This window comes from Nonomuraea sp. NBC_00507 (assembly GCF_036013525.1).
Classification (GTDB): Bacteria; Actinomycetota; Actinomycetes; order Streptosporangiales; family Streptosporangiaceae; genus Nonomuraea.
Window position 1 is genome coordinate 8815779 of the sequence record NZ_CP107853.1, and the last position, 24415, is coordinate 8840193.

Here is a 24415-nt window from a genome sequence, read left to right on the forward strand (position 1 = left end):
CTACTAAGCCGGTTACCGCACCCCCGATCTCGCGCAGGAGCCCCATGTGATCAGCGATGACGACTACCTCTACTACGTCGACCGCGCCCTGGACGGGATGGCCGGCATCGTCGCCGGTCTCGGCGACCGGCTCGCCAACACCAGGCCGCCGCTCCCCGGCGCCAACTCGCCGTACGCGCTGCTCACCCACTGCCTGGGAGTGGTGTCGTACTGGGCGGGTCAGCTCGTGGCTGGACGGGAGGTCGTCCGCGATCGCGACGCCGAGTTCGCCGCCGCCGGACCCGTCGGCCCGCTGCTGGACAGGGTGGCAGCGGTACGAGCCCGGCTCGCCGAGGACGTGCACGCCGCCGATCCCGCCGCGCCGCTGCGCGGCACACCGCCCGCGGGCTTCCGCGGCCCCGACCGGGAGCTGACCCAAGGGGCGGCGCTGCTGCACGTCTATGAGGAGCTCGCGCAGCACCACGGCCAGATGGAGATCCTGCGCGACGCCATCCTCGCCGGGCGCCACACGGCGGTGACGCCGTGAACCGCCCGCCCGCCGACCTGTTCGAGGCCATCGACGTCGAACGGCTGCGCTCCGGGCACGGCGTCAAGTGGGGCTCCCTGCCCCAGGGCACCATCGGAGCATGGGTGGCCGACATGGACTTCGGCGTCCCGCCCGCCGTCAGCGAGAGCATCCTGCAGGTCACGCGGCGCGCCGACTTCGGCTACCCGTGCTGGCCGGGCGCGGACCCGGTGATCGAGGCGTTCGAAGAGCGCATGATCACTCGCCACGGGTGGCGTCCGGAGCCCGGGCGGGCGCGGGTGTTCAGCGACCTGCTGCAGATTCTCCAGGTCATGGTCGAGTACGCCACGGAGCCGGGTGACGGCGTCGCCATCCACGTCCCCGCGTACCCGCCGTTCCTGGCGAGCATCGCCCGGGCAGGACGGCGCATCGTGCCGCTGCCCATGACGCGCGGCGAGACGGGGTGGCGCTTCCAGACCGACGGGCTCGCCGGGCACCTGCGGGAGCAGGGCTGCCGCATGCTGGTGGTCGTCAACCCGCAGAATCCGACCGGCCGCGTCTTCACGCCCGCCGAACTGGGCGCCCTGGCCACGGCGGCCGAGGACCTCGACCTGGTGGTGCTGGCCGACGAGATCCACGCCGATCTGGTGTTCGCCCCGCACCGGCACGTGCCGTTCGCCACGATCGGCACGGCCGCCGCGCGCACGGTCACGGCCACCTCGGCGACGAAAGCGTTCAACATCGCCGGGCTCCGCTGTGCCGTCGCGCACATCGGCCCCGACCGGCTGCGCGACGCGCTGGACCAGGCCCCGCTCGACTTCTTCGGAACGCCGAGCACCCTCAGCCGGGTCGCCACCGTGGCCGCCTGGCGCCGCTCCGACGACTGGCTGGCCGCCCTGATGAGCACCCTGGAGCGCAACCGGCGCCTGGTCGAGGAGTGGGCGGCGACGCTGCCCTGGGAACCGCGCTACCACTCCCCGCAGGGCACCTATCTGAGCTGGCTCGACTTCACCGCAAGCCCGATCGGGACCGCCGCCCCCGCCGAACGCCTCGAACGCCTGGCGAGGGTCAAGCTCAGCGAGGGAGCCGAGTTCGCCCAGCACACCACGGTCGACACCGCCGCGTTCGCCCGGCTCAACTTCGCGACCAGCACGGCCAACCTCACGGAGATCCTCGACCGCGTCCTGACCGTCCCGTCCTGATCGTCTCGGACCACGGACAGAGCGGCGACGGCCGTTCTGGCGAATGCCGCGTCGTTCAAGCCGCGAGCGCTCAGGGCAAACGACACGAGAGTCCCGAACGGGTCTGCCGCAATTTTCATGGTCTCCCGCCCGCCCACAGCAAGCCCGCCAATGCCGATACAGTTGAGCAAGCGTTGAATTCCCCTTCAACACAACCGATCTCATCGCCATTGACTTCGGGAGGGTTACCGCGTGACTTCAATCGCCGAGACCCCCGTTGGGCCGGGAGATTAGGGTGGATGACCACCTCAGTGACCAGTATCTGTCCGGGCTCATGAATGCAGGCGTGAAGGGCTTTGCGGTCCAGGGCCAGTTCGTGGAGCTCATGATTCGAAGGCCAGGCTCCAGCCGATGCATAATGTACTGAAGGGCGCTACAGTACGTGCAACCATAACGTAATTGGAGCAACATCATGGTGAAGCGCATCGTGGAATCCTTTATCGATGACATCGACGGCAGTGACGCCGACGGAACCACAACGTTCGCTCTCGACGGGACGACCTACGAGATCGACCTGTCGGGTCAGAACAGGGAGAAGTTGGAGAAAGCCCTCGCCGTCTTCATCACCAAGGCACGCCCGGTCCGCGCCGACAGGGGCGTTCGCGGGCGACGTGGGCCAGCCACCACCGGCCGGGCCATCAGCCGTGAGAAGTCCACTGAGATCAGGCGGTGGGCCAGGGAGCAAGGTCTACCGGTGAGCGAGCGTGGCCGCATCGCCGCCAGCGTCGTGAAGCAGTACGAGGACGCCCACTGACCTAGCGACTCGCTCCGGCAGGCACCCCGGCGCGCAGCCGGGCCACGAAGAACCGGGCATTTCAGCCAACCTTCCCCCGGCATGTGCAGCGTTACGTGAACGATGCCTCCACCCGCGACGACACCGTGGCATGACTAGAGCCGGCTCGGGCACTAGCAGACACAGAACGTGCGGGAAGGAGAGACATGGCGTTGATGGGGCTGCGGGCACCGGCCCCAGTCTCTGGCGCGGTGGGTCTGGTCACCGGGGTGGCAGGCTGGCTGCTGGGTGGGGATCACGATGCGCGGGATGTGTGGGAGTGCCCCGGTCGCCTGCATATCGAGACGCACGGTGTGCACGGCCCGGGCGGCGCCCGCGTGGCGCGCCGGGTGGAGCGTACGCTGCAGGGGCATCCGGGGGTGCTGTGGGCTCGGGTGAACGCTCCGGCGTGCCGGGTGGTGGTCGCGTTGGCCGACCCGCCGCCGCCGCGCCGGGAGCTGGTGGCTCTGGTGGCGCAGGCCGAGTCCGCTCCGATCAACGTCGATGAGGAGATCGCCGAGGAGGAGCTGCACCACCCCGCCGAGGGCCCGGGGCGTACCCGCGCGCTGCCGAACCTGGCCGTCGACACGGCCGCGCTGGCCCTGTCCGGTCTCACCCGGCTGGCGCCGTGGGCGCCGCTGCCGACCGAGCTGGCCGGTCTCATCTCGGCCGCTTCGCTGCATCCAGGGCTGCGTGAGGTGGCCGCCGACCACCTGCACGGGCAGGAGCGGGCGGAGTCGCTGGTCTCCATGGCCGCCGGACTGACGCACGCCCTCGCGGCGGGCGGGTCGGGCGTGGTGCTGGACGTCGCCCAGCGGATCGGCCAGTGGCAGGAGGCCCGGGCCTCTCAGCAGGCGTGGCAGGAGGCCGAGCCGCGGTTCATCCGCGGTCCCGAGCACGCCGGAGCCGATCCCGTGGTGGTCGAGCGCCCGTGCCGGCTGCCCGACGGGCCGGTGGAGCGTTACCAGCGGCGGGTGCTGGCCTTCGGGGTGGCCGCGGTGCCCGCGGCCACGCCGTTGGTGGGGTGGCGGCGGGCGGCGGCCGTGGGTCTTGCCACGCTGCCCAAGGCGACCGAGGCGGGGCGGGCCGCGTTCGCCTCCCACTTGGGGACGGTGCTGGCACGGAGCGGCGCGCTGGTGATGGACCGGGCGGTGCTGCGTCTGCTGGGCCGCCTCGACACGCTCATGCTGGACGAGGTCGCCCTGCGCTCGAATCGGTGGGAGCTGACCGACCTGGTCCCGCTGGCAGGGGTGGACGCCGGCGAGGTGGCCGAGGCCGGTTTCGCGTTGTTCGCACCCGACGACGTCCGGACCGTCCGCCGTTCTGGCGAGTGGGTGCTGGGGCCGGTCGAGGAGCTGGAGCTGCGCGGCCGCACCGGGGCACGGGAGCGGCGGCGGCTGGCCAAGGGCCGGGCCGAGGTGGTGCTCGGCCTGGCCAGGGGCCGGCGGCTGGATGCCGTGATGGCGGCAGAGAGACAGACTGCGGCGGGCCTCGACGCGGTGATCGGCGCGGCACGCCGCGCCGGTCTCAGAATCGTGCTGGCCACCGACGACCAGCGGGCGCGGCCCGGCTACGCCGACGCCGTGGTTGAGCGCTCCCGTGGCCTGACGGCCGCGGTACGCGAGCTCCAGGCTGACGGCGGAGCGGTCATGATGATCTCCGGCGATCGGCGGGCGCTGGGCGCCGCGGACTGCGGCATCGGCGTGCACCAGGACGGCTCCCCGCCGCCGTGGGGCGCGCATGTGCTGGTCGGATCGGAGCTCGGGACGGTGGTTCTGCTGGTGGAGGCCGTGGCGGCGGCTCGCTGCGTGGACCGCGATTGCATCATGCTGGCGCAGGCGGCCACCGGCATCGGCGCGGTGGCCGCGCTGGAGGGCGGACCGGCGCGACCGGCCGCGCGGAGTATCGCGGCGGTCAACGCGGGCGCGGCGCTGAGCTTCTTCGACGGGGTCTGGCGCGCCCATCACCTGCACACGCGTACGCCCACGCGCGCCGCCGCCCGCCCGCCCTGGCACCTGATGCCGCCGGCGGCCGTTCTGCGCCGGCTCGACACCACCGACGGCGGGCTGACCGGCGACGAGGCACGACGGCGGTGGCGGGCCGGCGGTCGCCTGGAGCCGTTGGGCACCAGCCTGGGCACGGCGTTCATGGAAGAGCTGGCCAATCCGCTGACCCCCATCCTGGCCGGCGGGGCGGCGCTGAGCGCGGTCGTCGGATCGCTGGTGGACGCCGGGCTGGTGGCCGGGGTCACCGGGCTGTCCGCGCTGACCGGCGCCGTGCAGCGGGTACGCACCGACCGTGCCCTGGCCGACCTGATGGCGCGATCGGCGGTCGGGGCGACCGTCCGCCGCGACGGCATCGACCGTGTCGTCACCGCGGAGCAGCTTGTGCCGGGCGACGTGGTCCGGCTCGGTCCCGGCGACGTCGTCCCCGCCGACTGCCGGTTGCTGGAGGCGGAGGGGGTCGAGGCCGACGAGTCGTCGCTGACCGGGGAGTCGCTGCCGGTGGCGAAGGACCCGGCCCCGGTGGTCGCCGCGGAGGTCGCCGAGCGCCGCTCCATGCTGTACGAGGGCACGACGCTGGCGGCCGGCCGGGCCGTGGCGGTCGTCGTGGCCACCGGCGCGGACACCGAGGTGGGGCGCAGCATGGCGGCCGCCCGGCAGAGCGCGCCCACGACCGGCGTCGAGGTCCATCTGCGCCGGTTCACCCGCCGGAGTCTGCCGGTGGCGTTGGGGTCGGGGGCCGCGGTCGTCGGGGCGGGGCTGCTGCACGGCACGTCGGTCCGCGAGAGTCTGGGCGCGGCGGTGAACCTGGCGATCGCGTCGGTGCCCGAAGGGCTGCCGTTCCTGGTCAACGCCGCCCAACTGGCCGCCGCCCGCCGGCTGGCCGACCTCGGCGCGCTGGTGCGTAACCCGCGAACCATCGAGGCTCTGGGGCGGGTGGACGTGTTGTGCTTCGACAAGACCGGCACCTTGACCGAAGGCCGGTTGGCGGTACGCGAGGTTCACGACGGCGCCCACGGCTGCCCGCCGCAGTCGTTGGACGAGCCGTGCCGGGCCGTGGTCGCGGCGGCGCTGCGGGCCAGCCCGGACGCGCGGCATCCCCATGACCTGGCGCACCGGACCGATCGCGCCGTCGTGGAGTGCGCGCGCCGGGCCAGGATCCGGCCGGGAACCGGGCACCGCGGCTGGCACAAGGTCCTCGTGCTGCCGTTCGAGCCGTCGCGCGGCTTCCACGCCACCCTCGGCCGGTCGGGCAAGGACATCCTGCTCAGCGTCAAGGGCGCACCTGAGGTCGTGCTGTCCCGCTGCCGGCGGCGCCTGCTGGCCGGCTCCGAGCGAGACCTGACGGACGGTGAGCGCGCGGCCATGACGGAGCTGGCCGAGCGGCTCGCCGGAGCCGGCCACCGGGTGCTCGCCGTAGCCGAGCGCCGCATGGCGATCACGCCGGACGAGGTCGACGAGAACGCGATCCGCGACCTGGTGTTCCTCGGCTTCCTCGCGCTCGCCGACCCGGTGCGCACCAGCGCGGCCCCGGCGGTCGAGCACCTGCGCGAAGCCGGCGTGCAGACCGTCATGATCACCGGCGATCACCCGGCGACGGCCGACGCGATCGCGGCGACCATGAACCCCGGCCACAAGCCCAACCAGATCATCACCGGGGCGGAGATCGACCGGCTCGACGACGCCACGCTGGACCGGCGGCTGCCGGAGATCGATGTGATCGCCCGGTGCAGCCCGGCACAGAAGGTCCGCATCATCCAGGCGTACCAGCGGCTGGGCAAGGTCGTCGCGATGACCGGCGACGGGGCCAACGACGCCGCCGCCATCAGGCTGGCGGATGTCGGCATCGCGCTCGGCCGCCGCGGCACGCCGGCCGCGCAGGCCGCCGCCGACCTCGTGGTCTCCGACGACCGGCTGGAAACGATCATCGAGGCGCTGGTGGAGGGCCGCGCCATGTGGTCGTCGGTACGGCACGCGCTGGGCATCCTGCTGGGCGGCAACCTCGGCGAGATCGCCTTCACCGTGCTCGGCACGGCCCTGACCGGCCGATCCCCGCTCAATGCCCGCCAGCTGCTGCTGGTCAACCTGCTCACCGACCTCGCGCCGGCGCTGGCGATCGCGCTGCGCCCGCCCAGCAGGTACGACGTCGCGCACCTGCTCCGCGAGGGCCCCGACATCTCCCTCGGCCAGCCGCTCACCCAGGAGATGACGACCCGGGCCCTGGCCACCACCGCCGGAGCAGGCGGCGCGTGGCTCGCCGCCCGCCTCACCGGCCGCTCCCGCCGCGCCTCCACCGTGGCACTCGCGGCCCTGGTCGGCACCCAGCTCGGCCAGACCCTGCTGACCGGCGGCCTGGACCGCAACGTCTTGGCGACCGGCCTGAGTTCGGCCGCCGTGCTCGCCGCCGTCATCCAAACGCCGATCGTGAGCCGCTTCTTCGGCTGCACCCCGCTCGGGCCGATCGGCTGGAGCATCGTCCTCAGCAGCGCCACCGCCGGGAGCGTCCTCGGCGCCGCGCTCAGCCGGTGGACACCCGCGTTCCTCATCGCTGAGCCCTCAACCGAAGCGCCCACCGAGGCATGAAGGCCCTCACGGGCAGCACCACTCGTGAAAGTTTCACCTGCACAACCCGAGGACAGTCCTCCCTCTCTCAGCCGCCTTGCCGCCCGTGACCTCGCCCGACTTGCCCGCTCCCGGCGGGGTCGGCCGCACCGCGGCGAGGAGGTCGCCGCATGACGCCTTTCCCCGCCCGGTGGCGGGTGCTTAACTCTGCTCACCGCACGGAAAGCGCTTACCAGCCCCGGCAGGCGCCTACGACGAGCCCCCACGGAGACGAACGATGCGCTTGAAAGCCGTCATCGCGTGCGCCGGCCTGTTAGCCGGCGTACTCGTCGCACTCTCACCCTCGGCCGCGCAGGCCGCGCCCACGCGCTACGAGGCCGAGACCTCGCCGGCGACCTGCACCGGCACCATCGACTCCAACTGGGCCGGCTACTCCGGCAGCGGCTTCTGCAACGGCAACAACGCCTCCGGCGCCTACGCCCAGTTCACCGTGAACGCCTCTGCCGCCGGCACCGCGACGCTGGGCATCCGGTTCGCCAACGGGACCACCACGGCGCGGCCCGCCGGTCTGATCGTCAACGGATCCACCGTGCAGACCCCGTCGTTCGAAGGCACCGGCGCGTGGTCGACCTGGGTCACCAAGACCGTGACCGTCTCGGTGAACGCCGGCGGCAACACCATCCGCTTGAACCCGACCACCGCCGCGGGCCTCCCCAACCTCGACTACCTTGATGTCGAGGCCGGCAGCCAGCCACCGCCCACCCCGAGCTGGCCGACGCCGACCGGGCAGGTCGGCGTGAACGGCACCGTCGAGGTGCCGACCAGCGGTCTGGACGGCGGCATGCGCCGTTACTGCTGCATCGGCGACGGCAGCCAGGAGGAGAGCCAGGACCCGATGTTCCGGCTCGCCCCCGGTGCGACGCTCTCCAACGTCATCATCGGCGCGCCCGCGGGCGACGGCGTGCACTGCACCGGCCCCTGCACGCTGCGCAACGTGTGGTGGGAGGACGTCGGCGAGGACGCGGCCACGTTCCGCGGCAGCGGCTCGCCCGCCTTCCTCGTGGACGGCGGTGGCGCCCGGTCGGCCGGCGACAAGGTCTTCCAGCACAACGGCCCCGGAACGCTGACCGTCCAGAACTTCCAGGCCAGCAACTTCGGCACGTTCTACCGCTCGTGCGGCAACTGCTCGACGCAGTACCGGCGGAACGTGGTGATCCAGAACGTCACGCTGACCCGTCCGGGCAACACGGTGGCCGGCGTCAACGTCAACTACGGTGACACCGCCCGGTTCACCGGGATCACGATCGTCAACGACCCGAGCCGGTCCATGGTGATCTGCCGCAAGTACAACGGCAACAACACCGGCGACGAGCCCACCCAGGTGGGCACCGGAGCGGACGGCACCAACTGCATCTACTCCTCATCCGACCTCACCTACCGGTAGCCGGCGACGGCGGGCCGCCGTGCCCGCCGGCGTCAGTCGTCTCGTTGGCCCTCGATCAAGGCCTCGCCGATTGTCGTCCGGGAGTAGAAGACGGACCGGCCGATGCGGTGCCGCCGGACAAGGCGGGCATCCAGCAGGATCTTGAGGTGGCGGCCCACTGACCCGAGCCCCTGGCCGGTCAGCGCCACGAGCTGGGTCGTGCTCTTGGGGCTGTCGAGAAGAACGAGCACGCCCGCCCGGGCCGGCCCCAGCAACCTGCCCAGGGCGCCGGGCACCGGCAACCGGTCCTGTTCGGCTAGGGCGCCCCTGCACGGGTACATCACGGCGTACCGGAGGGGCAGGTGCCAGCTGACCCACCCGCAGCTCGGGGTCACCGGCACGAACAGCAGCTGAGCACCGGACAGCTCCCTGGGCGGGTTGTCGTGTGCGTTGATCTGCAGCCGGCCCTCGCCCAGCCAGCGCATCCCCGGTCGCATGTCATCCAGTGCCGCGGCCCAGCCGCCCTGGCTCAACCGCTCCGACCTCGCGACGATGTCGGTCTCGATGACCCTGCGGCGCCGCGGCCAGTAAGGCGAGATCGCCTGCCGCCATACCCACGCCAGGAGGTCGGCGGCACGTTCGGCCAGATCGGTGCGGTCCAGCGCGGCGGGAAGCGGCCCGCCCAGCGACACCGTCAGGTCCGCGTGGACGATCTCGCTGGGAGTCGTACGTATGCGCTCCAGTTCGTCCTCGAACGTCGCCTCTCCGTCGCCGGCGGGCGTGGGCACGAGGAAGTCGGCGATCCAGCGGTGGCCGAGCGCGGCACGCACGAGCAGCGCGCTGACCGGGTCGGCGGACAGCCGGCGTCGGTAGGGCGGCAGGTGGGCATCGAGCCACGCACGCTCCCCCGGATGCGCGGCCACGCCCTTCGCCAAGGTCAGCAAGCCCGCGGTGGTCTCGGCGAGAGGGGAGATCACGAACCGGCTCCTGGCAAGGGTGTCCGCGTTGACCTCCCACCAGCCCATGTTTCGCCCCCTTGCGAAACCTTAACAGTCCAGCCGCTGAGGCCGATGAGATTCCCGCATGCGTACGTATGGGGACCTTTTCCGGGCGCCGGAGTTCACGCCGTTGTTCGCCGCCTCCGCCGTACAGACGATGGCCTCGACGGTGAGCGGGCTGGCTCTGGGCACGCTCGTCTACGCGGCGACCAGGTCGCCGCTCCTGTCGGCCCTGAGCATGTTCGGCGCCTCCTTCGCCCAGGTGATCGGCGCGACGGCGCTGATGTCGGCGGCCGACCGGCTGCCGCCACGCGCCGCGTTGACCGCCCTGGCCGCGGCCTTCGGGGTCGGGACGGCCGTGATGGCGATCCCCGGCCTGCCGGTGTGGGCGCTCTTCGCCGTCCTGTTCGGCCTCGGGCTGATCGCTTCGCTGGGTGGCGGGGTGCGCTTCGGGTTGCTGAACGAGATCCTTCCGCGGCAGGGCTACCTGCTCGGCCGATCTGTGCTCAACATGTCGGTGGGCATCACGCAGATCGTGGGGTTCGCCCTCGGCGGCCTGCTGGTCAACGCCCTGTCCCCGCAGGGCACGTTGCTCGCCGCGGCGATCCTCGACCTGGCCGCCGCGCTGATCGCGTACATGGGGCTGGCCCGCCGGCCGGCACGCGCCTCCGGCCGCCCGTCCGTCGCCGCCACGTGGCGCAACAACGTCCGGCTGTGGTCATCGGCGCCTCGCCGGTACGTCTACCTGGCCCTGTGGGTGCCGAACGGGCTGATCGTCGGCTGCGAGGCGCTCTTCGTGCCGTACGCGCCGGAGCACGCGGGCCTGCTGTTCGCCTTGGCCGCCTTCGGCATGCTGACCGGAGACGTGCTCATCGGCCGGTTCGTCCCGGCCCGGTGGCGGGAGCGGCTCGCCGCCCCCCTGCGGCTGCTGCTGGCCGTTCCTTACCTGATCTTCATCCTGCGTCCCGGGCTGCCTTTGGCGGCGGTGGCCATCACGCTGGCCTCCATCGGGTATGCGGCCAGCCTCCTGCTACAGGAGCGGCTGGTCGCGCTCACTCCCGCCGACGTACGGGGACAAGCCCTGGGACTGCACTCCTCCGGCATGATGACCATGCAAGGCGTCGGAGCCGCTCTCGCCGGCGCCCTCGCTCAATACACCTCTCCCTCCCTCGCCATGTCCGCGATGGCGGCGGCCTCGGTCCTGGTCACCGTGTGCCTGGCGCCTGGGCTACGCCCCGACCGCAGCGGTGAGGAGGAGATCGCCACGTCGGCCGTACGCTGACCGACAGATGGGCATTCACCGGTCAAGAGTGCACAAATATCTCTACCGACCCCGCAAAGATCATTCACATCACCGGTCGGGGAACGCATGATGAGGGTGTGGCCTCCGAGGGGACCAGCCGGGGGCGGTGACTTGGGAGGGACGCCGTCCCCGGACAGATGCCGTCTCACGCGGGGGCATAAACCCGGTGGACGAACTCGGCGAGCTTGTTGTCGGGCAGTTCCTTGGCCAGGTCCGCTTCGCTGACCATGCCCACGATGCGGTGCTCGTCGATCACCGGCAGGCGCTTGATCTGGTGCTGCTCCAGCTTCTCCAGCGCCTCCTCCACGCTGCTGCGGGCCTCCACCCACACCAGGCCCCTGGCGAGCTCGATCGCCACGGTCCGGTCGAGGTCCTTGCCCTCGGCACAGCATTTGATCACGATGTCCCTGTCGGTGATGATGCCCTTCAGCCGGTCGTCGTCCCCGCAGATCGGCAGCGCGCCGACCCCCAGGTCGCGCATCATCTGCGACGCCCTGCGCAGGGACTCATGCGCGCCGATGCACTGCGCTCCCTCGTGCATCACGTCCCGGACGGTCTTGCCGATTCCCTGACCCATGTGCGGCCTCCCCAGTAGTGGTGGATCGTGTGGTCGCCGTCCCCCTACCCAGCAGGTCGCGCACTACCTCGATGCATGCTGTCTCAGCAAAGGGATCCAGCCGCCGGCCAGGACCATGGCGCGCTGGCGGTGGGAGAGGCGGTGCCGGAGGACCACGCCGTTCACGGTCAGTTCGGTGCCGGTCTCGACGGCCTGGCGCAGGCCTTCGAAATGGAGTTCGCCCCCGAAGGTGTCGTAGTCGGATTCGTCGGCGAATTCCAGCGGCAGCACGCCGAAGTTGGCCAGGTTCTGCCAGTGGATGCGGGCGAAGGACTTGGCGATGACGACGCGGAGTCCCAGGTAGCGGGGCACGATGGCGGCGTGCTCGCGTGAGGAGCCCTGGCCGTAGTTGCGGCCGGCGACGATGGCGTGCGGGCCCGCGTCGCGGGCCCGCCGCGGATAGTCCGGGTCGATCTGGGTGAAGGCGAAGTCGGCCAGCGCCGCGATGTTGCTGCGGTAGGGCAGCGCCCGGGCGCCGGCCGGCATGATCTCGTCGGTGGACAGGTCGTCGCCGGCCGTGAGCACGACCGGCAGGGTGAGGGAGTCGGGCAGCGGGTCGAGCTCGGGCAGCGAGCCGATGCTCGGGGCCTTGCTGAGCTCCACCTCGCGTGCCTGGCCGGCCGGCAGCGGCGGTTCAAAGAGGGCCGTGCCGGCGCTGACCGTCCGCGGCAGGTGTACCCGTGGAGGGTCGAGGCCGAGGTCGCGTGGGTCGGTGATGGCACCGGTCAGTGCTGCGGCGGCGGCGGTCTCGGGTGAGCAGAGCCAGACCGAGTCGTCGTGGGTGCCCGAGCGGCCGGGGAAGTTGCGGGGGAAGGTGCGCAGGCTGTTGCGGCCTACGGCGGGCGCCTGGCCCATGCCGATGCAGCCTAGGCAGCCGGTCTGGTGAATGCGGGCACCGGCCTCGAGGAGCGCGGTGATGGCGCCCATTTTGGTGAGATCGGTGAGGATCTGCCGGGAGGTGGGGTTCACGTCCAGGGATACCTGGGGGTGCACCTGCCTGCCGCGCAGGATGTCGGCCACCACCGCGAAGTCGCGGAGGCCGGGGTTGGCCGAGGATCCCACGACGACCTGGTGGACCGGCTCGCCCGCGGCGTGCCGTACGGGGATGACGTTTCCCGGCGAGCCGGGGCGGGCGATCAGCGGCTCGAGCGTGGACAGGTCGATCTCGTCGTGCAGGTCGTAAGCGGCGCCGGGGTCGGCCAGGATTTCGGTGAAGTCGCCGGCCCTGCCTTGCGAGCGCAGGAACTCCATGACCCGTTCGTCGGAGGGGAAGACCGTGGTGGTGGCTCCCAGCTCGGCGCCCATGTTGGCGATCACGTGCCGGTCCATCGCGGTCAGCGTGCCGAGCGCGGGCCCGTGGTATTCGATGATCCGGTGCACGCCGCCCCGTACGCCGTGGCGGCGCAACATTTCCAGGATCACGTCCTTGGCGCTCACCCACGGCGGCAGCGCGCCGGTGAGCCGTACGCCCCAGATCTCGGGCATCGTGACGAACAGCGGCTCGCCGGCCATGGCCATGGCCACCTCCAGGCCACCGACGCCGATGGCCAGCATGCCGAGCGAGCCGGCCGCGCAGGTGTGCGAGTCGGACCCGGCGAGCGTCTTGCCCGGCACGCCGAAATGCTGCATGTGGGTGGGGTGGGACACCCCGTTGCCCGGGCGCGAGTGCCAGATGCCGAACCGGCGGCAGGCCGAGCGGAGGAACACGTGGTCGGCCATGTTGCGCTCGTCGGTCTGCAGCAGGTTGTGATCGACGTACTGGACGGCCACCTCGGTGCGTACCCGGTCCAGGGCGAGAGCCTCCAGTTCGAGCATCACCATCGTGCCGGTGGCGTCCTGGATCAGCGCCTGGTCGATCCGCAGCCCGATCTCCTCACCCGGCCGCAGCTCACCACTCGCCAGATGTGCGGCGATCAACTTCTTCGTCACGTTCAAGCTCACGAGGGACTCCTCTACCCCGATGGGGCGGGAGGAGTCGGCCGACGGCCGGCGACCAGATCGTTAGCGGTCCACGGGCTGGGGTAGCCGCGATCAGAAGGCGAGGAAGGGGGACGTCATGGCCACTCATGATCTCGATTCGGGCGTGGCCACCGCGGCAGGGCGCCCGTGGACCAGGACCGTGGGCATGATCGGCACCGGCGCCGCCGCCGGCGCCACCATCGAGTATCTGCTCGACCCTGACCGTGGGCGCAGCCGCCGGGCCAAGGTTCGCGATCAGGCCTCGCACGCCGTTCACGCACTCTCGCACGGTCTGGGCCGCGTGGGCCGCGATCTGCGGAACCGCTCACGCGGGATCGCCGCGCAGGCCCGCTTCCGGTTGACCGGCCGTTCCGCGGACGACCGGATCCTGCATGAACGCGTGCGAGCGGAGCTCGGCCGCTATCTGACCCATCCGCACGCCGTTCATGTGAGCGTGGAGAACCGCGTCGCGCGGCTTGAGGGCGACGTGCTCAGCCGCGAGGAGCGACCGGCGGAGCGCGCGATCCGTCGCATCCCCGGGGTGAAGGCCGTCGATGCGAGGTGGAAGGTGCACCGGGACCCGTCGAACGTGCCCCAGCTCCAGGGCCTGGGCCGTGCCCGGCCGCCCGCTCCCGAGTTGCTCCATCAGCACTGGGCACCCTCGGCCAGGTTCGTCACCGGTACGGCCGCCGCCGCCCTGTGGGTCCTCGCCCGCCGATTCCGCCCGGCGATCGCCTGGCCCCTGCGCGGCGCAGGCGCCGTGCTCGCCGCCCGCGCCGCCACCAACCTCCCGCTCCGCCGGCTCACGGGCATCAACGCCGGCCGGCGCGCCATCGACGTCAACCGCGCCATCTCGATCGCGGCGAGCCCGGAGGAAATCTGGCCGCTGGTCAGCGACTACTCCATCTTCGCCACGGTCATGCCCGATGTCCGCGAGGTCCGGCGCTCGGCCGACGGCCTGCGCTCGCACTGGGAGATCATCGGCCCCGCCGGCCGGCTCATCAGGCTCGACGCCATCGAGACCAGTCGCGAGGAGGGCCGGCACATCGCGTGGAAGTCCGCCGACGGCCAGCTGATCGCCCACGCCGGGATGGTGCGGCTGACGCCCGAAGAGGACGGCAGGACGCGGGTGCAGGTGCGGCTGTCCTACAACCCGGTGGTGGGCGCGGCCGGCCATGCGGTCGCGCGACTACTGGGCGCGGATCCGGCTACCAAGCTCAAGGAGGACCTGATGCGGCTCAAGTCGTACATCGAGGGCCAGCGCCGGCACGCGATCGGCCAGCCGTCGAGGTAGGCGCGTCTCGGATCTCACGCGTTGTCTCGGATCTCACGTATTGGGGTGTGCGGCGCTGATGGCGGCCAGGGCGGAGTCGCGTTCCAGATCCAGGGCCAGGTCGCCCAGCGACAACACCCCGACCGGCCGGTCGTTGTCGAGCACCGGCAGCCGGCGGATCGCGTGCAGGCGCATCAACTCCACGGCGTACCACTCGCCGTCGTCGGCAGAGACGGTCACCAGCGTCCGGCTGCAGATGTCACCGGCCGAAACGAGATCGGGTGACAGGCCTTGCGCAACCGCCCGTACCACGATGTCCCGGTCGGTCAACACCCCGACCAGCCGTCCATCCTCCATGACGAAGACGTCTCCGATGTCGTACGCGCGCATCTCCCGCGCCGCGGCCACGAGCGTGGAGTCGACGCTCACCATCACGACATCCTTCGTCATCACATCCCGAACGCGACGTGTCATATCAGGTCCTCAGCAGCAGAAACACTCGCGGATGAGAGGCCGGCGCCGCGGCCTCGGCCGGTCGGCGACGGAGCGACCGCACCAGGCCCCTCGCCTCGACACGTGCCCGCACACCGGCACGAAAGTCACATCCGCCGGCGATTTTGCCGCCTCAAGCAGGTATCTCAACCCTCTGGAAGGCAAGGGTCGCATGGGATCCGGCCATCACGCGGTATTTCCGGCACGCCCCGCCGCCACCAGTCCCACACCGAGGCCGAGCCACAGGCTGAAGACGGACGCGGTGGCGCCGGTCAGCGAACGCTCCAAGCCGAGCTCGACCAGCACCACCACGGCCGCCACGAGGAACAGCGCGCCTGCGGCGAGCACCAGCGGCGGGCGGCCCAGGCGCGCGGCCAGGCAGGCCACCAGGCCGAGCGCCACCGCGACGGACGCGGTCACCGGGGTCATCTCGACGAAGCGCCAGTCGCCGCCGGTGACCACGAACACGGCGCTGACCACCGAGGCGATGCCGAGCGCGAGCGCGTACCGATCCGGCGCCCAGCCGACGCGGCGCTCCGGGTCCCGCAGTCCGTCCGCCCCGTAGTAGCGTCCCGCCGCCGTCGCCAAGAGCGCGAGATGCACCATGATCATCAAGAAGTACGCCCAGTGCCACTCATTCGGCGTGTTGAGCACCGACAGCGTGATCGCCAAGGTTTGCCCGATGCCGATCAGCGCCCACCACTTCGTGGCGAGCCCCACCAGCAGGAAGGCCCCCAGCCCCGCTTCGACCAGCAGCACCAGCCAGCCGAAGATCGTGAAGTTGGGCAGCACCAGGTGCTCGACCAGCCACGAGTACGGCGGGAGCACCGGGTACTGCACGGCGTACCCCGTGAACAGGAACAGGCCGCGTGGCGGCGACGTCTGGCCGAACCCGTCGCCGGGCGTCTTCCAGCCCGCGTTCTGTATCCACAACAGCGCGGTGGCCACGCGCACCACCGCCAGGGTGGCAGGAGCACCGCGCGAGAGGGTGGCGACGTCGGACATCGGCATGCTCCTCGAAGAGCCTCGGGGCGGGGTTGTCAGATAGTGCCCGACCGGACACTGTACGGCTCACGCTCAACGGATGTTCAGCGCCACGTCCTCGCCGGCCGGCCGGTTCTCGACGAGGCGGAGCAGAGCACGGGCGGGCACCCCGAGCGGACGGGTGGTGCGGGTGATGAGCAGGTCCGTGTCGACCACGCCGGCGGACACGGTAGGGCCGAACGGGCTCCAGAACGCCCCGTCCGTGGTGATGGTGAGCTCGGCGGGCAGGTCCTGCTGCCGGGCCGTCACGCCGAGATCGTGGTCGGCGGCGCGGCCTCGCCGGACGATCGGCCGGATGATGTGGTCCTCGTCGGGCACGCCGAGGTCGCGGTGGAGGGAGCACAGGCGGTCGAGTTCGGTGTCCTCGATCGACTCGACGGTGGTGGCGATGCGCACCTTGACGCCGCGCTCCACCAGTCGTGGGATCGCCTCGACGACCTTGCCGAAGTTCTCCGGGCCGCGCATCTCGTCGTTGGCGTCGGGGTCGGGGCGGTCCAGCGAGATCTGCATCGCCACCGGGCGCCCCAGGATCGGCTCGAGCCGATCGAGCCGCTTGGGCGTGAAGAGCGTGCCGTTGGTGAGCACCAGCACGGGCAGGTGCTCGGCCATGTCCGCCAGAGTCTTGGGCAACCCCATCACCAGGAACGGCTCGCCGCCGGTGACGCCGAGGTCGGTGAAACCCAGCTGTGCCGCCTCCGTGGCGATTTCGACCATGCGCTGGTGGCCGAGCTCGCGGCGCGCGACCTGTGGCGCGGATTCGGTCAGGCAGTAGGTGCAGGCGAGGTTGCAGTGGTAGTCGGCATACATCCAGACCCGGCCGGGAAGCCGTCCTTCGGCCACCGCCTCAGCGACTGTGCTCATCGGATCCCCTCACCTTCACAGCAGGTCCTCCAGCTTCAGCCTGGACAGCGTGTCGGGCGCGGTGGGCAGGTCGAGCGCCGTGGCCAGGCGGTTGAGCATCAGGGTGGTCCCCGCGACCACGGTCAGCTCCACCATCTCGTGATCGGCGACATGCTCGCGGAGCCGGGCCCGCGCCTGGTCGGGCACCGGGCCATGCCCTCCCGCGACGGCGTCCGACCAGGCGATCACCGCGCGCTCGGCGGCATCGGCGAACACCTCCCGATAGTCGCCGGACAAGCGCAGCGCGAGGATCTCCTCGCGGGACAGGCCCGCATCCAGGGCGACCGCGGTGTGGGTCTGCACGCAGTAGCGGCAACCGGCAAGCGCCGAGACCCGCACGATCACCAGCTCCTTGGTCCGCCACGACAGGGCGGACGGGCCGAGGGCGGCTCCGATGAACGGCAGCGCCACCTCCAGCAGCTCGGGCACATGAGCCAGGGCGGTCACGATAGGCCCCGGATCGCCGTTCCCGTAGAAGGGGCGGGCCAGCAGCGGCGCCTGATCGGCCGTCAGCAATCGCACGGCACTCATGCGGCTCACGGTATGCCGAACGATCTCCACCGTCAGCGACGCCCCGCATGACGTCACAGCTTCGTAAGACACCGACCGGTAGGTCCGTGGTTCCGTACCGTTATGCGCCACTTCCTGCTCGCGCTGCTCCTGGCCACCTCGTTCATCACCGGGTGTGGAGGTGCGGGCGAGACCTCCGCGAACGAGCAGGGGATCCCTGACACGCTGCGTGTCGGGTTGATCCCCAACATCTCCCCCGAACAACAGCGCGCGAAGTACGAGCCGTTCGCGACGTTCCTGGAACGCCGGCTCGGCGTGCCGGTGGACCTGTTCGTGGCCTCCGACTACGCCGGGGTCGTCGCGGCGCTCGCCGCGGGCCGGATCGACCTGGCCTACCTCGGCGGGCTCAGCTACGTCCAAGCCGAGCAGCAGGTCCGGCTCACTCCCCTGGTCACCGAGGTCGACCACGCCACCGACACGCCGCAGTACGTCTCCGCGGTCGTGGTCCGGGCCGATGCGCCGTACCAGGATCTGCGGAAGGACATCGTCGCGGCCGGCCGGTCGTTCGCCTTCGGCGACGTCAGCTCCACCTCGGGCAGCCTCTACCCGCGGATCATGCTGACCGAGGCGGGTGCGACGTGCTCGCCGCGGCGCGTGGACGAGTGCCCGCCGCTGCGGAAGGTCACGTTCACGGGCGGGCACGACGCCACCGCGCAGGCGGTGCTGAGCGGGCAGGCCGACGCGGGCGGGATCGAGCTGCGCATCTTGCGGCGTCTGGAGAAAGAGGGCAAGATCCCGGCGGGGCAGCTGCGAGTGATCGACGAGCGCCGGGTCCAGGGCTATCCGTGGGTGATGCGCGCAGCGCTCGGAGAGCGCGCGCGTGCCGTCCTGACCGAGGCCTTCACCTCGATCGAGGATCCGGCGCTGCTCGACTTGATGCGGGCCAAACGCTATGTGACGGTCACCGCCGCCGACTATGACGAGGTCCGCCGCGCCGCGGCCGACCTCGGGCTGCTCACCGTCAAGCAGTGAGCCCATGGAAGGGAGGCGGACATCGACGTCCAGACGCGACAGCTGAGCGTGGATTTTCCCGACCGGCGGCTGCGCGCGGTCGACCGGGTGACCTTGCGGATCGCGGACGGTGAGCAGGTGGCGCTGCTCGGGCCCTCGGGCGCGGGCAAGTCGACGCTCCTGCGGGCTCTGCTCGGCGCGGTTCCCATCACGGGCACGGTCCGGGTGGGCGGGTCGGACCCGTACGGCAGCGCCGCGGAGCGGCGGGCGATCCGGCGAGCCAGCGGGTTCGTCCGGCAGGGCGGAGATCTCGTGCCCGGGCTGTCGGCGCGGCTGAACGCCACCATGGGCACCAGCCCGTCCTGGACCCTGCGCGACTGGGTGAGGGTGCTCGGCGGCCGGGTGCCGGCGGCGCAGGAGGAACGGCTCGCGGCCCTCGCCGACCGGCATGGGATCACGGACTCGCTGCCCGCGCGCGTCCGGGAGCTGTCCGGCGGGCAGCGCCAGCGGGTGACCGTCATCCGCGCACTGCTCCCCCGGCCGCGGCTCTTACTGGCCGACGAGCCGACCAGCGGGCTGGATCCGGTCACCGCGGCGGCCGTGGTCGACGCCCTCTGCTCGCCGGCCGGATCGATGACGGTCGTCGTCGCCACCCACGACCTGGCCGTGGCCCGGCGCTTCCCGCGCATTCTGGCCATGCGCGACGGCAGGCTCGTTCACGACGGGCCATCCCTCGACGAGACGACGGCTGCGGGCGTCTACGGCGATGGGGGGCGTCCCCGATGAGCCGGCGTCCGGGGTGGCCGCGCTGGGGGCATGCCCTGATGCTCGCCCTCGTGCTCGGCTGGGCCGTGCACGGCACCGGGCTGAGCATCGGCGCGCTCGCCGACGGGGCTGGAGGAGCCCTCCTGCTCCTCGAGGGCTTCCTGTCCCCCGACCTGTCCGGCGCGTTCCTGGCGGATGTGGCCGGCGCGCTCGTGGAGACCGTGCAGATCTCGCTGACCGGCCTGTTCTTCGCCGCCCTGCTGGGATTGCCGCTCGCCGTGCTGATCGCGGGCAACGTCGAGGCGGCACCCGCCCTGCGGGCGGCGGCCAGGACGACCGCGGCGGCGTTGCGCGGAGTCCCCGACCTGCTGTGGGCGCTGCTGTTCGTGGCGATGCTCGGGCCCGGAGCGGCCGCGGGATCGCTGGCTCTCGCCGTCCACGGGGCGGGGCTGCTGGCCAAGCTCTGCGCGGAGCAACTCGAGGCGGTGAACCCCGCGCCCGTCGAGGCGCTTCGCCTCACCGGCTCCGGCCGGATGGCCACCACCACGCTCGCCGTGGTGCCGCAGGCCGCGCCCGGCCTGGCCTCGCTGCTGCTCTACCAGGGGGAGTGCAACCTGCGCACCTCGACCGTGCTCGGCTTCGTCGGCGCCGGGGGCATCGGTCAGGAGCTGGCGGTCTCGCTCAAGCTCTTCCGCTACGACGAGCTGTCGACGCTGGTCATCGCCGTTCTCGCGGTGATCCTGCTGGTCGATTTGGCCTCCCGTACGCTCAGGCGCAGGCTAGGAGCGGTCACATGACAAAGGGGGAAGGGATCGTGCGCGCAACCGCATTGCTCCGTGCCTGGGCCGAGCACCTGGCGGCATGGCGCATTCCCGAGTCGATCCTGTCCGGCGTCACCGAGTCGCCCTGGGTCCTGCCGGACGAGGTCTTCGCCCGCCGCGCCGACCACTATCTGGCCGCGCCCTGCGGACCGTCGTACGAGCGGGCGATGGAGGCCCTCGGGCCCGGCGGCTCGGTGCTCGACGTCGGCGCCGGGGCCGGCGCGGCCAGTCTGCCCCTGGCCCCCCGTACCACCGCTCTCACCGCGGTCGACTCGCACCAGCCGCTCCTCGACGACCTGGTGCGCCGCGCCGCGCCGCTGGGCCTGGCCCCCGTGGTCGTCTGCGGCACCTGGCCCGAGGCCGCCGCCACAGTGCCGGCGGCCGACGTGGTGCTCTGCCACCATGTGATCTACAACGTGGCGGATCTGGCGCCGTTCATCGCGGCGCTGACCGGGCACGCTCGCCGCCTGGTGGTCGCGGAGATCACCGTACGGCACCCGCTGGCCGATCTGAACCCGTACTGGAAGCAGTTCCACGGCCTGGACCGGCCCGAGGGCCCGACGGCCGAGCAGGTGATCGAGATCCTCCAAGCGCTCGGCCTGCAGGTGAAGGCCGAGCACTGGACCCGCCCGGCGATGGCCGAATACGGCAGCTTCGCGACCCTCGTGGACGTCACCCGCCGCCGCCTCTGCCTGCCACCGGAGCGCCGCGACGACGTCGCCGCAGCGCTGACGAACGCCGGTCTCACCGAGGAGTGCCTGTCCGACCTCGGCTCATCCGGCCGCGAACTGGTCACCCTCTGGTGGCCGGGTGAGGCATAGGTCGCCCCCACACGCTTTCGTACAACTGCTGGTACGTCCACACGCGCAGGGGCGGGGCGGCCAGGACCGCGAGCATGTCACGGCCAGGGATGGCTGGATACCCCAGACCAAGGAGGTCAGGATCAAGATGGGAAGGACGGTGACCACCGACTTCGCCCTCCGCCCCGATGCCTGTCTGACCGGGGCCTGAACCATCACCCCTTGATCACCTGACGGGCCCGCGGCGCCTGGTCGGCGCGGGCCCGGATCTCGATCAGCCGAGTGGTTCCCGTGGTGTTCTGGGACAAGACCTTCGAGGTGAGGGTAGTAACCGGTGGCAGCCCATAACGTGGCGGAGGCCGAGCCGGGGTCTGTGCCATCGAGGGGAGTGATCATCTGCCGCGAAGTGGCCGGTACGTCGGGAGGCTGCGATGAGAGCGGGCGGCACGTCCACCACTGCGGAGCGTTCCGGAAGACCGACGCTGACGTTGGGCGTCGAGGAGGAGTTCCTCCTGCTCGACCGCTCCGACGGGTGCCCGGTCGACCGGGCACCCGGGATCCTGTCATTGCTCGGCGGCGAGCCGCGGGTCAAGTACGAGTTCCTGCGCTACCAGCTGGAGACCGTCACCGGTGTGTGCACGGATCTGGGGCAGGTGGCGGAGGAGCTCGCGTGGTCGCGACGGCTTGCCGCCGGCGCGGCGACGGCGCTGGACTGCCATCTCGTCGCCACCGGCATGGCACCGCAGCGCGGCTCCGCCCTGTGCCCGGTCACGGCCGATCCCCGCTATCTGCGCTTGGTCGCCCGCTATGGCGCCCTGGCCGCGGGCCCCGGCACCTGCGGCTGCCATGTGCACGTCGGCATCCCGTCGCGGGAACTGGGCGTGCGGGTCCTGTCGAGGCTCCGGCCGTACCTGGCCACGCTGCTGGCCCTCAGCGCGAACTCTCCCGTCGCCGACGGTCGCGACACCGGCTGGGCCAGCAGCCGCTACCTGCGGTGGACCCGATGGCCGTCGGCGGTGCCTCCCCGGGTGTGGCGATCCGCAGCAGACTACGACGCCGCCGTACGCCGGCTGATCCTCCGGGGGGATGCGCTGGACGAGCGAGGCGTCTACTTCCACGCCCGCCTGTCCCCGCGCTACCCGACCGTGGAGTTGCGCATCATGGACGCCTGCCTCACGGTCGAGGACACCATCCTCGTCGCTGGACTGGCACAGGCGTTGGTCGCGCTGGCGATCAGCGACGAGAGACGCCAGGTACCGATCAAGCCCATCAGCAACCGGCGGATCGCCGACGAGTTGCGCGCCGCCGCCCGGCACGGCCTGCTCGCGCATACCGTGGATCCGTACACCGGATCCACGGTGCCGCACCGCCTCCTGCTGGATGGCGTACTCAACCGCCTGCCTGAGCCCCAGCCGATCGCCCGGCTGCTCCACCGGCTCGCCCTGCGCGGTACGGGTGCCGACAGGCAGCGCGCGATGTGGGCCAGTGCCGACACGCCGCAGCGCTTCGCCCAGTTCCTCGCCGACGCGACCCTGCGCTGAATCCGGATCTGCGGGCCGCTGGCTACCGCCAGCCGTACGGGTAAGGAGAGGTGACGGGACCGGCTCCGTACATCTCCTGGCTCGGCTGCGCGCCATAGACGCCGGCCATGGGCTGATACGCCGTAAGCCCGGTCGTCTGCTGTGGCAGGAGCCCAGCCAAGATCATCTCGCTGGTGAGCTGATCCATCATCGCCTGGATCTCGGACGGTTGCGGAATGACGCCGGGCAGCGACGGCGCCAGGGCGCGGACGGCGTCGGGCAGCCCCATGCCCGTGCGGAGCGGATCACCGAAGTTCAGTGGCGTGCAACTGGACTTGATGATCTGGAAGAGGCGGTCCACGCGTCTGGCGTCGCGGTGCCTGAACCCGTTGGTGAAGTCGACATGGTGGGCCAGAACGAGCGCGGCCAGGCCGGTGACATGGGGGGCGGCCATGGAGGTGCCGTCCCACGCCGCATAACCGTCCGGCGGTATCGCCGACACAACCGCCACACCGGGAGCGCAGACGTCGATCTCCGGACCGAAGCAGGTGAACTCGGCCGAGAAATAGCCCTCGCCGGTGGGCGGCTGGCGCATCTGGTCGGCGTGGGTGCTGTCGCCCGGGAACGTGTCGGCCTTGCCGATCGCCGCGACGGTGAGCACGATCGGCAGGTTGCCGGGGAAGCTGACCGGCCCGCCGTCGTTGCCGGCCGCGGCCACGCAGGCGACACCCGCGCTCCTCAGCTCTTCGATCTTGGCCGCCACCAGCGGGGAGGACTCCTTGGTGCCGAGGCTGAGGTTGACGACGTCGATCTCCTGGGCGAGGCAATAGTCGAGCGCCTCGATGAGGTCGCTCAGCCGCCCGCCCGGGAAGATCTTGCATGCGTGGACCTCCGCCTCCACAGCGCATCCCACGATGCCCTGGCCATTGTCGGCGCCGGTGATGACTCCGGCGCAATGCGAGCCATGGTGCACCTTGTCGGTCTTCCAGCCGCCTGCCTTGCGAGCGGACAGGTCACATCCCTCGACGACCTCGCCGGCCAGGTCCGGGTGCGCCACGGCGGCGCCCGAGTCGACCACTGCGATCTTGACCCCCGCCCCCCGGAACGTGGGAGGCAGCCGGTGCAGCTGCATGGCCTGCTGCCCCCAGCCGAACAGCTGCCGGTCAGGGAAGCCGGGCAAGGTGTCGGAAAGCCTCTTGAGCACGATCAGGTTGTCGCGGTCCGGCCTGAGGTCCGGCCGGTCGACGATACGGCTCCAGTACCCGCTGCGGGGTTTGACCAGCACACTGGCGATCGACTCCGGCGTCTCACCGGTCATCGTGACCGTGCCTCGCCCGTCGGCCCCCGTAATGGTCTGCGCGGGCCAGAGATAGCCGTTGACCATGATGGTGGCGTCGGGCACCGGCTTGCCGCCGGGATCGGTGACCAAGAAGGTGAAGGTGGATTCGATACCCAAGGGCTCGACGACCTGGTGACGCGTCTCCCTGCGGGGCATGGCCGACACGTGCGTGTAGGTGAGCAACCGGTCACGCTCGACATGCACCTGGGGCAACTGCCTGCTCAGCGACTCGGCTTTCTCGCGGCTCATCCGCACCACCGTCACGCTGGGGAAGGAGACGCCCGGCACGCCCATCAGCCCGGCCCCGGCCCTCTGGCGCATCTCCAGATGCCGCAGCACCTCTACCTGCGTGTCGCGCTCCAGCATGTCACGCAGGTCGGTGGCATCCAGGGGGTGCGCGCTCACACCCATCGTCTCCAAGTACGGCCGCGGCAGGACCGCCGCCATGTACTGCCGCGTGCGTGACTGCACTTCCTGCTGCTGCGCCGGCTTGCCCCGCCCCGACGACCGCGGCCGCGACTCGTTGTTGTTGTTATGGGAACCAGTGCTGTTGGTCAT

The 24415-nt window shown here is 71.4% G+C and carries 20 protein-coding genes; 12 read left to right on the forward strand and 8 right to left on the reverse strand.

Features of this window, described 5'->3' with window-relative positions; genetic code table 11:
- Positions 1–46 precede the first annotated feature (46 nt).
- The 5 genes from OHA25_RS42540 to OHA25_RS42560 all read left to right on the forward strand — a co-directional run bounded on the left by OHA25_RS42540 (position 47) and on the right by OHA25_RS42560 (position 8527).
- Positions 47–526 carry a mycothiol transferase gene (locus tag OHA25_RS42540; protein WP_327582575.1) on the forward strand — a complete coding sequence of 160 codons (480 nt, stop codon included), beginning with the start codon at positions 47–49 and terminating at the stop codon, positions 524–526.
- Positions 523–1707, forward strand: coding sequence for a MalY/PatB family protein (locus tag OHA25_RS42545; protein ID WP_327582576.1), 1185 nt, complete (start codon positions 523–525; stop codon positions 1705–1707). Before OHA25_RS42540 ends, OHA25_RS42545 begins: the two co-directional genes overlap by 4 nt.
- A gap of 451 nt (positions 1708–2158) precedes the next feature.
- Positions 2159–2500, forward strand: coding sequence for a histone-like nucleoid-structuring protein Lsr2 (locus tag OHA25_RS42550; RefSeq protein WP_327582577.1), 342 nt, complete (start codon positions 2159–2161; stop codon positions 2498–2500).
- A 185-nt stretch (positions 2501–2685) separates the two neighbouring features.
- A complete protein-coding gene (locus tag OHA25_RS42555; RefSeq protein WP_327582578.1) occupies positions 2686–7104 on the forward strand; it encodes a cation-translocating P-type ATPase in 4419 nt (1472 codons plus the stop codon).
- 256 nt (positions 7105–7360) lie between these two features.
- The gene (locus OHA25_RS42560; protein WP_327582579.1) at positions 7361–8527 is read left to right on the forward strand and encodes a pectate lyase; all 1167 of its coding nucleotides are present in this window, start codon (positions 7361–7363) and stop codon (positions 8525–8527) included.
- Positions 8528–8559: 32 nt separating this feature from the next.
- Here OHA25_RS42560 and OHA25_RS42565 read toward each other — a convergent pair whose 3' ends face one another.
- Positions 8560–9531, reverse strand: coding sequence for an ArsR/SmtB family transcription factor (locus OHA25_RS42565; protein ID WP_327582580.1), 972 nt, complete (start codon positions 9529–9531; stop codon positions 8560–8562).
- A 58-nt stretch (positions 9532–9589) separates the two neighbouring features.
- Here OHA25_RS42565 and OHA25_RS42570 point away from each other — a divergent pair, with 58 nt between their 5' ends.
- Positions 9590–10786: an MFS transporter gene (locus OHA25_RS42570; RefSeq protein ID WP_327582581.1), complete on the forward strand. Its 1197-nt coding sequence runs from the start codon at positions 9590–9592 to the stop codon at positions 10784–10786.
- A gap of 166 nt (positions 10787–10952) precedes the next feature.
- On the opposite strand, the gene OHA25_RS42575 is transcribed toward OHA25_RS42570, so the two are convergent.
- Positions 10953–11384 (reverse strand): CBS domain-containing protein, encoded by a 432-nt coding sequence (locus OHA25_RS42575; protein WP_327582582.1) that lies wholly within the window; start codon positions 11382–11384, stop codon positions 10953–10955.
- 63 nt (positions 11385–11447) lie between these two features.
- The gene (locus OHA25_RS42580; RefSeq protein WP_327582583.1) at positions 11448–13364 is read right to left on the reverse strand and encodes an aconitate hydratase; all 1917 of its coding nucleotides are present in this window, start codon (positions 13362–13364) and stop codon (positions 11448–11450) included.
- 115 nt (positions 13365–13479) lie between these two features.
- On the opposite strand from OHA25_RS42580, the gene OHA25_RS42585 reads away from it, so the two are divergent.
- Complete coding sequence (locus OHA25_RS42585; protein ID WP_327582584.1) at positions 13480–14676, forward strand: SRPBCC family protein; 1197 nt, start codon at positions 13480–13482, stop codon at positions 14674–14676.
- Between the two features lie 33 nt (positions 14677–14709).
- Here OHA25_RS42585 and OHA25_RS42590 read toward each other — a convergent pair whose 3' ends face one another.
- The 4 genes from OHA25_RS42590 to OHA25_RS42605 form a co-directional block, all read right to left on the reverse strand.
- A complete protein-coding gene (locus OHA25_RS42590) occupies positions 14710–15129 on the reverse strand; it encodes a CBS domain-containing protein (RefSeq protein WP_327582585.1) in 420 nt (139 codons plus the stop codon).
- A 204-nt stretch (positions 15130–15333) separates the two neighbouring features.
- On the reverse strand, positions 15334–16152 hold the full coding sequence (locus OHA25_RS42595) for an Rv1678 family membrane protein (protein ID WP_327582586.1): 819 nt from the start codon (positions 16150–16152) through the stop codon (positions 15334–15336).
- 72 nt (positions 16153–16224) lie between these two features.
- On the reverse strand, positions 16225–17052 hold the full coding sequence (locus tag OHA25_RS42600) for a radical SAM protein (protein WP_327582587.1): 828 nt from the start codon (positions 17050–17052) through the stop codon (positions 16225–16227).
- Positions 17053–17067: 15 nt separating this feature from the next.
- The gene (locus OHA25_RS42605; protein ID WP_327582588.1) at positions 17068–17622 is read right to left on the reverse strand and encodes a carboxymuconolactone decarboxylase family protein; all 555 of its coding nucleotides are present in this window, start codon (positions 17620–17622) and stop codon (positions 17068–17070) included.
- A gap of 102 nt (positions 17623–17724) precedes the next feature.
- Here OHA25_RS42605 and OHA25_RS42610 point away from each other — a divergent pair, with 102 nt between their 5' ends.
- The 5 genes from OHA25_RS42610 to OHA25_RS42630 all read left to right on the forward strand — a co-directional run bounded on the left by OHA25_RS42610 (position 17725) and on the right by OHA25_RS42630 (position 22539).
- Positions 17725–18633: a phosphate/phosphite/phosphonate ABC transporter substrate-binding protein gene (locus OHA25_RS42610; RefSeq protein ID WP_327582589.1), complete on the forward strand. Its 909-nt coding sequence runs from the start codon at positions 17725–17727 to the stop codon at positions 18631–18633.
- A 48-nt stretch (positions 18634–18681) separates the two neighbouring features.
- Complete coding sequence (locus OHA25_RS42615) at positions 18682–19398, forward strand: ATP-binding cassette domain-containing protein (protein ID WP_327582590.1); 717 nt, start codon at positions 18682–18684, stop codon at positions 19396–19398.
- Positions 19395–20174, forward strand: coding sequence for a phosphonate ABC transporter, permease protein PhnE (gene phnE / locus OHA25_RS42620; protein ID WP_327582591.1), 780 nt, complete (start codon positions 19395–19397; stop codon positions 20172–20174). Before OHA25_RS42615 ends, phnE begins: the two co-directional genes overlap by 4 nt.
- Positions 20171–21019, forward strand: coding sequence for a class I SAM-dependent methyltransferase (locus OHA25_RS42625; protein WP_327582592.1), 849 nt, complete (start codon positions 20171–20173; stop codon positions 21017–21019). The genes phnE and OHA25_RS42625 overlap by 4 nt, the downstream gene beginning before the upstream one ends.
- A 410-nt stretch (positions 21020–21429) precedes the next feature.
- On the forward strand, positions 21430–22539 hold the full coding sequence (locus OHA25_RS42630; protein ID WP_327582593.1) for a carboxylate-amine ligase: 1110 nt from the start codon (positions 21430–21432) through the stop codon (positions 22537–22539).
- Positions 22540–22561: 22 nt separating this feature from the next.
- Here the strand turns inward: OHA25_RS42630 and OHA25_RS42635 are convergent, their stop codons facing one another.
- On the reverse strand, positions 22562–24415 hold the full coding sequence (locus OHA25_RS42635) for a S8 family serine peptidase (protein ID WP_327582594.1): 1854 nt from the start codon (positions 24413–24415) through the stop codon (positions 22562–22564).

What these genes read in the sequence shown, in the direction of transcription:
- OHA25_RS42550 (WP_327582577.1), top strand. Translation starts at nt 2,159, where the DNA reads ATGGTGAAGCGCATCGTGGAATCCTTTATCGATGACATCGACGGCAGT.
- OHA25_RS42555 (WP_327582578.1), top strand. Translation starts at nt 2,686, where the DNA reads ATGGCGTTGATGGGGCTGCGGGCACCGGCCCCAGTCTCTGGCGCGGTG.
- OHA25_RS42560 (WP_327582579.1), top strand. Translation starts at nt 7,361, where the DNA reads ATGCGCTTGAAAGCCGTCATCGCGTGCGCCGGCCTGTTAGCCGGCGTA.
- OHA25_RS42565 (WP_327582580.1), bottom strand. Translation starts at nt 9,531, where the DNA reads ATGGGCTGGTGGGAGGTCAACGCGGACACCCTTGCCAGGAGCCGGTTC.
- OHA25_RS42570 (WP_327582581.1), top strand. Translation starts at nt 9,590, where the DNA reads ATGCGTACGTATGGGGACCTTTTCCGGGCGCCGGAGTTCACGCCGTTG.
- OHA25_RS42575 (WP_327582582.1), bottom strand. Translation starts at nt 11,384, where the DNA reads ATGGGTCAGGGAATCGGCAAGACCGTCCGGGACGTGATGCACGAGGGA.
- OHA25_RS42585 (WP_327582584.1), top strand. Translation starts at nt 13,480, where the DNA reads ATGGCCACTCATGATCTCGATTCGGGCGTGGCCACCGCGGCAGGGCGC.
- OHA25_RS42590 (WP_327582585.1), bottom strand. Translation starts at nt 15,129, where the DNA reads ATGACACGTCGCGTTCGGGATGTGATGACGAAGGATGTCGTGATGGTG.
- OHA25_RS42595 (WP_327582586.1), bottom strand. Translation starts at nt 16,152, where the DNA reads ATGTCCGACGTCGCCACCCTCTCGCGCGGTGCTCCTGCCACCCTGGCG.
- OHA25_RS42600 (WP_327582587.1), bottom strand. Translation starts at nt 17,052, where the DNA reads ATGAGCACAGTCGCTGAGGCGGTGGCCGAAGGACGGCTTCCCGGCCGG.
- OHA25_RS42605 (WP_327582588.1), bottom strand. Translation starts at nt 17,622, where the DNA reads ATGAGTGCCGTGCGATTGCTGACGGCCGATCAGGCGCCGCTGCTGGCC.
- OHA25_RS42610 (WP_327582589.1), top strand. Translation starts at nt 17,725, where the DNA reads ATGCGCCACTTCCTGCTCGCGCTGCTCCTGGCCACCTCGTTCATCACC.
- phnE (WP_327582591.1), top strand. Translation starts at nt 19,395, where the DNA reads ATGAGCCGGCGTCCGGGGTGGCCGCGCTGGGGGCATGCCCTGATGCTC.
- OHA25_RS42625 (WP_327582592.1), top strand. Translation starts at nt 20,171, where the DNA reads ATGACAAAGGGGGAAGGGATCGTGCGCGCAACCGCATTGCTCCGTGCC.
- OHA25_RS42630 (WP_327582593.1), top strand. Translation starts at nt 21,430, where the DNA reads ATGAGAGCGGGCGGCACGTCCACCACTGCGGAGCGTTCCGGAAGACCG.
- OHA25_RS42635 (WP_327582594.1), bottom strand. Translation starts at nt 24,415, where the DNA reads ATGACCAACAGCACTGGTTCCCATAACAACAACAACGAGTCGCGGCCG.